This is a genomic window from Streptomyces graminilatus (assembly GCF_001418565.1).
Taxonomy (GTDB): Bacteria; Actinomycetota; Actinomycetes; order Streptomycetales; family Streptomycetaceae; genus Streptomyces; species Streptomyces graminilatus.
Genome location: NZ_LIQQ01000634.1, coordinates 1 through 5,876, shown reverse-complemented (window position 1 = coordinate 5,876; position 5,876 = coordinate 1). Strand labels below are relative to the sequence as shown.

Below are 5,876 nucleotides of genomic sequence, written 5' to 3'. Positions count from 1 at the left end.
GGTCCTGGGTGTCCTCGCTGCTGCTGCGCACGGACATGACCTGGCGGTCCTCGTTCACGTTCAGACTGTCGCGCAGCGACACCAGCGGGTTCACGGCGGAGATCGTGCCGCCGCCCCCGCCGCCCGACCCCACGCCGCCGCCCGCGGCGCTCAGAAGTCCGCCGTCGAGCGAGGGCAGGGCCAGCGGCACCACCAGGGCCACGCCCAGCGCGACCGCGCCGATCCGCCGTCCCGTGCGGACGGGGGTGACCGTGCCGCCGGCCGACTGGTCGCCCGCCGTGCGCGGTCCGCCGGCGAAGACCCGGCCCCACTGGGAGAGCCGGTCCCGGCCCTCGGCCAGGAGCAGCGTCAGGAAGCCCGCCGCGGCGAGCAGGAACCACACCCAGCTGCCCGAGCCGTCGGACAGCCCGGCGGCGACCGAGTAGAGCGCGAGCAGCGGCAGGCCGGCCGGCGCCGCGCTGCGGAACGTCACCGCGATGGTGTCCACGGCCAGCCCGATCAACAGGGCGCCACCGACCACCATCAGCCGTATGCCGTCGGAGAGCGGCGCCGGGATCGCGTACCGCCCCACGTCCTCCGCGCCGCCCCGAAGCAGCGCGCCGAACTCCCGGAAGGTGCCGGGGCCGGGGACCAGGCCGAAGAGGGACTGCTCCCGGGCGAAGACCACGGTCAGCAGGACGAGCGTGACGAGGAGCTGCGCCGCCACCGTCAGCGGCCAGCCCAGCGGCACCCGCCTGGCACCCGCGCCGACGACCGTCTGGACGCCCAGCAGGAGGGCCACCTGGAGCAGCCAGCTCGCGTTCCCGACCAGCGGCAGCAGAGCGCATGCCGTCAGCATGGTGGCCGCCCAGGCGCACAGCGCGAGTCGCGCGCGCCCGCTCATGACCGTCCCTCCCCGCCGCTGAGGGCGCCGAGACCGGAACGTTCCCGGTCCGCCTGTCGCCACAGCTCGCTCAGGTCGGCCCCGCGAGGTACCCGCACCGCCGTCCAGCCCGACTCGCGCAGCATGCGCAGCGACTCCTCGCCCGGGTCCTCGGGACCCGGCGCCTCGTGGGGTTCCCGCACCCAGGTCTCACTGTCCAGCACGAAGGCGACCGCACCGCCGCTGCGCTGCCGCATCTTGGCGGCCACCGTGGCCTGCTCCTCGTCGAGGTCGCCGAAGAACGCCATCAGCAGCCCCTCACCGCCGCCGCGCAGCACGTCGTAGGCGCGGGAGATGTCCGTGCCGTCCGAGTGGTCGATCACCGCGAGCGTGTCCATCATCAGTCCGGCGGCGTCCGCCGATCCCTGGCCGGTGCCCGCGAAGCCCTCGGCGCCCTCACCGGGCACCGAGTCCCCGGTGTCCGTCAGCAGCCGTACGGAGAAGCCCCGTTCGAGCATGTGGACCAGGACGGACGCGGCGCCCGACACCGCCCACTCGAAGGCCGAGTCCGGGCCCGCGCCCAGGTAGGCGTCGCCCCGGGTGTCGAGGAGCACCGTGCAGCGGGCCCGCTGCGGCTGCTCCTCGCGGCGCACCATCAGCTCGCCGTAGCGGGCGGTGGAGCGCCAGTGCACGCGGCGCAGGTCGTCGCCGTAGCGGTATCCGCGCGGGATCATGTCGTCCTCGCCGGCCAGCGCCAGCGAGCGCTGCCGGCCCTCGCCGTACCCCGTCGCCTCACCGGTCAGCCGCACCGGGGGCAGCGCCTCCACGCGCGGGATCACCGTGAGGGTGTCGTACGTCGAGAAGGAGCGGGTCAGCTCGCACATGCCGAACGGGTCGGTCAGCCGGAGCTGGAGCGGGCCCAGTGGATAGCGGCCCCGCAGATCGGAGCGGACCCGGTAGGACACCTCGCGGCGCCCGCCCGGCTCCACCCGGTCCAGGACGAACCGGGGGCGCGGACCGAGCACGTAGGGCACCCGGTCCTGGAGCATCAGCAGACCGGTGGGCAGCCGCGAGACGTTGTCCATCCGGAGATGGACCCGGGCCTCGGCGGCGGCGGGCACGCGCGCGGGGGAGAGCCTGCGGCTGCCCGCCACCCGGTAGCGCGTGCGGTACAGGACGGTCGCGCAGACCAGCGGCAGTACGGACAGCAGCAGGCCCACCCGGAGCAGATCGCTCTGCCCCAGGACGTACGCGCAGATGGCGGCGGCGACCCCGGCGGCCAGGAAGGAGCGCCCTCGGGTGGTGAGACCGGCCAGCGCGGTGCGCACCCCGCCCTTGTCGCCCTGGTCGTCCTCCGGGTGTCCCGGCGCGCCTGCGCTCATCCAAGCCTCCGGGGCGGCTGGCCGAAGTCGGCCGCGGAGCGGCCCATGCCGAAGCCGCTCTGCTGCTGGGCCGCCGTGGGCACCGGGGTGCGCTGGATGATCTCCTCGACGACCTGCTCGGACGTACGGCGGTTGAGCTGGGCCTGGGCGGTGGGGAGCAGCCGGTGGGACAGGACGGCCACCGCGAGGGCCTGGACGTCGTCCGGCAGCGCGTACTCCCGGCCGCTCAGGGCGGCGGACGCCTTCGCGGCGCGCAGCAGATGCAGCGTGGCGCGCGGCGAGGCGCCGAGTCTGAGGTCGGGGTGTGTGCGCGTGGCGCCGACCAGGTCCACCGCGTACCTGCGGACCGAGTCCGCGACATGGACGTTGCGGACGGCCTCGACGAGCTTCACGATGTCGTGCGCGTGGGCGACCGGCTGGAGGTCGTCCAGCGGTGAGACGCCGCCGTGCACGTCCAGCATCTGCAGCTCGGCCTCCGGGCTCGGGTAGCCGATGGAGACGCGTGCCATGAAGCGGTCGCGCTGTGCCTCGGGGAGCGGGTAGGTGCCCTCCATCTCGACCGGGTTCTGGGTGGCCACCACCATGAAGGGGCTGGGCAGCTCGTAGGTCTGCCCGTCGATGGTGACCTGGCGCTCCTCCATGGACTCCAGGAGCGCGGACTGGGTCTTCGGCGACGCGCGGTTGATCTCGTCGCCGATCACGATCTGCGCGAAGATCGCCCCCGGTTTGAACTCGAAGTCGCGGCGCTGCTGGTCCCAGATGGACACACCGGTGATGTCCGAGGGCAGCAGGTCCGGCGTGAACTGAATGCGCCGCACGGAACAGTCGATGGACTTGGCCAGCGTCTTCGCCAGCATGGTCTTGCCGACACCGGGGACATCCTCGATCAGGAGATGTCCCTCGGCGAGCAGCACGGTCAGCGAAAGCCGTACGACCTCGGGCTTGCCCTCGATCACTCCCTCCACCGAACTGCGGACTCGCTCCGCGGTGGCGGTCAGATCAGTGAGGCTAGCTCGATCGTCATAGGTCGTCACACGGCCCTCCTAGGCCCGTTCTTTCTCCGGGCCGACGCGCTGCGATGCCGACCGGCCCACCCCGAAACACGGACACCACGCGGGGTGAGCCCCGCGTGACGTCACACCCGCATTCTTGTTGCCGTTACCGGTTCGTGTCACTCGCCTGTGGATAACTGGCAGGGGTATGTCTGATTTTCGGGCCATTTCGACCCTGAAGTGAAGGGTAAATTTCGTAGAGACATACGTATGGATGCGCGGTCCGGTTCGGTTGTGCGCAGTCGATTATGCGGGGTCGATCTCGCGCAGCAGGCCCGACTTCACATCGAAGACGAAGCCGCGGACGTCGTCGGTGTGCAGCAGGAACGGGTTGGTGCGCACCCGCTGCATCGACTGCCGTACGTCCTGGTCGACGTCCCGGAAGGCCTCCACCGCCCAGGCGGGGCGCTGGCCGACCTCGGCCTCCAGCTCCTGCCGGAACTCCTCGGTGAGGGACTCCAGGCCGCAGCCGGTGTGATGGATGAGGACGACGCTGCGGGTGCCGAGCGCCCGCTGGCTGATGGTGAGGGAGCGGATCACGTCGTCGGTGACGGCGCCGCCCGCGTTGCGGATGGTGTGGCAGTCGCCGAGCTCCAGGCCGAGCGCGGCATGCAGGTCGAGACGGGCGTCCATGCAGGCCACGACCGCCACCCGGAGCACCGGGCGGGCGTCCATCCCCGGGTCGGTGAAGGCGGCCGCGTACTCTCCGTTGGCCTGTACGAGGCGGTCGATGACGGCGCCGTCGGTGGTTATGGCGCCTTCGGGTCCGGTGGGAACTGATGCGGAAGTCGTCATAAGCATGACGGTACTGGTCACGCCCGTCGTGGGCCCGGTGTGAGAGAGGACAAAGAACCTCAATGAGCGTTGTTGTGAGGCAACCCACAGGGGTGGTGGGAGTGTGTCCGTACGAGTCATTCCGGGCGATTCGTGGCTTTCCGGGGCGGTATGCACCACGCGCGGGCCGGTTGATTGACCGCGCGACACCGTGGACTAAAGTGACGCGAAGCGGGAGCCGAGACTCCCTGCTGGATTGACAGAATCCCCCCGCGTGCGCGGCGCGTACGTACGGCTCGGCCTCCTCCCGCTCCCGGTCGGCTGACGCTTCCGGCGCCGGCCGGCCTCCCCTTCTCCGAGCGGGCGGGGACCCGGCGGTGCGTACAACACCGTGCCGGACCTGAGAGGGCCCCTTGAGCAACAGTCGACATGTCCCGGTGATGCTCCAGCGGTGCCTGGACCTGTTGGCGCCCGCGCTGGAGCGGCCCGGAGCGGTCGTCGTCGACTGCACCCTCGGCCTCGGCGGCCACAGCGAGGCACTGCTCGCCCGCTTCCCCGAGGCCCGGCTGATCGCCCTCGACCGCGACAAGGAGGCACTGCGCCTCTCCGGCGAGCGGCTCGCCCCCTTCGGCGAGCGCGCCGACCTGGTGCACGCGGTCTACGACGAACTGCCCGACGTACTCGACCGGCTGGGCCTGCCGAAGGTCGACGGGGTCCTCTTCGACCTCGGTGTCTCCTCCATGCAACTCGACGAGGCCGACCGGGGGTTCGCCTACGCCCAGGACGCGCCCCTCGACATGCGCATGGACCAGACGACCGGCATCAGCGCCGCCGAGGTCCTCAACACCTACCCACCGGGCGAACTCGTCCGGATCCTGCGGGCGTACGGCGAGGAGAAGCAGGCCAAGCGGATCGTCTCCGCGATCGTGCGCGAGCGCGACAAGGAGCCCTTCAGCAACAGCGCCCGGCTCGTCGAACTGATCCGCGACTCCCTGCCGCAGGCCGCCAAGCGCACCGGCGGCAACCCCGCCAAGCGCACCTTCCAGGCACTGCGCATCGAGGTCAACGGTGAACTGACCGTCCTGGAACGGGCGATCCCGGCCGCGGTGAAGGCACTCGCCGTGAACGGCCGGATCGCCGTCCTGTCGTACCACTCGCTCGAAGACCGGCTGGTCAAGCAGGTGTTCGCGGCCGGCGCCGCCAACACCGCGCCCCCCGGACTGCCGGTCGTGCCCGAGCGTTACCAGCCCCGGCTCAAGCTGCTCACCCGTGGTGCCGAACTTCCCACCGAGGAAGAGATCGCCGAGAACCGGCGAGCCGCCCCGGCGCGACTGCGCGGGGCCCAGCGCATCAGGGAGGACACCGAGTGAGGCGTACGGAGGGGACCGCGGGGGAGTGGGAAGGCCCGACTCGCCGGGCAGGCGAGCGGGCGCACACGCGGGAAGACCCGGCTCGCGGGGAGGACCAGTGAAAAGGAATCCCGAACCGAAGGGCCGGGCCGCCCGGCTCGCCCGGCTCTTCCCCGCCGGGCCGGGACAGGCCGCCCGTACCCCCTTCGTCCTGCTGGTCGTCTTCCTGCTGGGCGGCGGCCTCATCGCGCTCCTCGTGCTGAACTCCGCGCTCAGCGAAGGCGGGTTCCGCCTCGACGACCTCCAGAAGGACACCAAGAGCCTCACCGACGAGGAACAGGCGCTCCAGCGGGACGTGGACGCCTACGCCGCGCCCGACGCCCTCCAGCGCCGGGCCAGGGAACTCGGCATGGTGCCCGGCGGCGACCCGGCCTTCCTCGACCCCGACGGCACCGTC

At 71.8% G+C, this 5,876-nt stretch carries 6 protein-coding genes; 2 read left to right on the top strand and 4 right to left on the bottom strand.

Going from position 1 to position 5,876, the window contains the following annotated elements; all coding sequences use genetic code 11:
• The 4 genes from AOK08_RS38775 to AOK08_RS38760 form a co-directional block, all read right to left on the bottom strand.
• On the bottom strand, window positions 1-883 hold an 883-nt coding region (locus tag AOK08_RS38775), incomplete at its 3' end, for a TgpA N-terminal domain-containing protein (protein ID WP_241827290.1).
• A complete protein-coding gene (locus AOK08_RS38770; RefSeq protein WP_055534858.1) occupies window positions 880-2,244 on the bottom strand; it encodes a DUF58 domain-containing protein in 1,365 nt (454 codons plus the stop codon). The genes AOK08_RS38775 and AOK08_RS38770, both read right to left, overlap by 4 nt.
• The gene (locus AOK08_RS38765) at window positions 2,241-3,278 is read right to left on the bottom strand and encodes an AAA family ATPase (protein WP_055534856.1); all 1,038 of its coding nucleotides are present in this window, start codon (window positions 3,276-3,278) and stop codon (window positions 2,241-2,243) included. The genes AOK08_RS38770 and AOK08_RS38765 overlap by 4 nt, the downstream gene beginning before the upstream one ends.
• Window positions 3,279-3,542: 264 nt before the next feature.
• Window positions 3,543-4,091 (bottom strand): beta-class carbonic anhydrase, encoded by a 549-nt coding sequence (locus tag AOK08_RS38760; protein ID WP_055534854.1) that lies wholly within the window; start codon window positions 4,089-4,091, stop codon window positions 3,543-3,545.
• Between the two features lie 392 nt (window positions 4,092-4,483).
• Here AOK08_RS38760 and rsmH point away from each other — a divergent pair, with 392 nt between their 5' ends.
• Together rsmH and ftsL are read left to right on the top strand one after the other, a co-directional pair.
• Entirely contained in the window at window positions 4,484-5,440 is a 957-nt protein-coding gene (rsmH, locus tag AOK08_RS38755; protein WP_079054538.1) for a 16S rRNA (cytosine(1402)-N(4))-methyltransferase RsmH, read from the top strand.
• A gap of 97 nt (window positions 5,441-5,537) precedes the next feature.
• Window positions 5,538-5,876: cell division protein FtsL (ftsL, locus tag AOK08_RS38750; protein WP_055534850.1), on the top strand; the 339-nt coding region annotated here is incomplete at its 3' end.

Coding starts and splice junctions, on each gene's coding strand:
- AOK08_RS38770 (WP_055534858.1), bottom strand. CDS start 2,244: ATGAGCGCAGGCGCGCCGGGACACCCGGAGGACGACCAGGGCGACAAG.
- AOK08_RS38760 (WP_055534854.1), bottom strand. CDS start 4,091: ATGACGACTTCCGCATCAGTTCCCACCGGACCCGAAGGCGCCATAACC.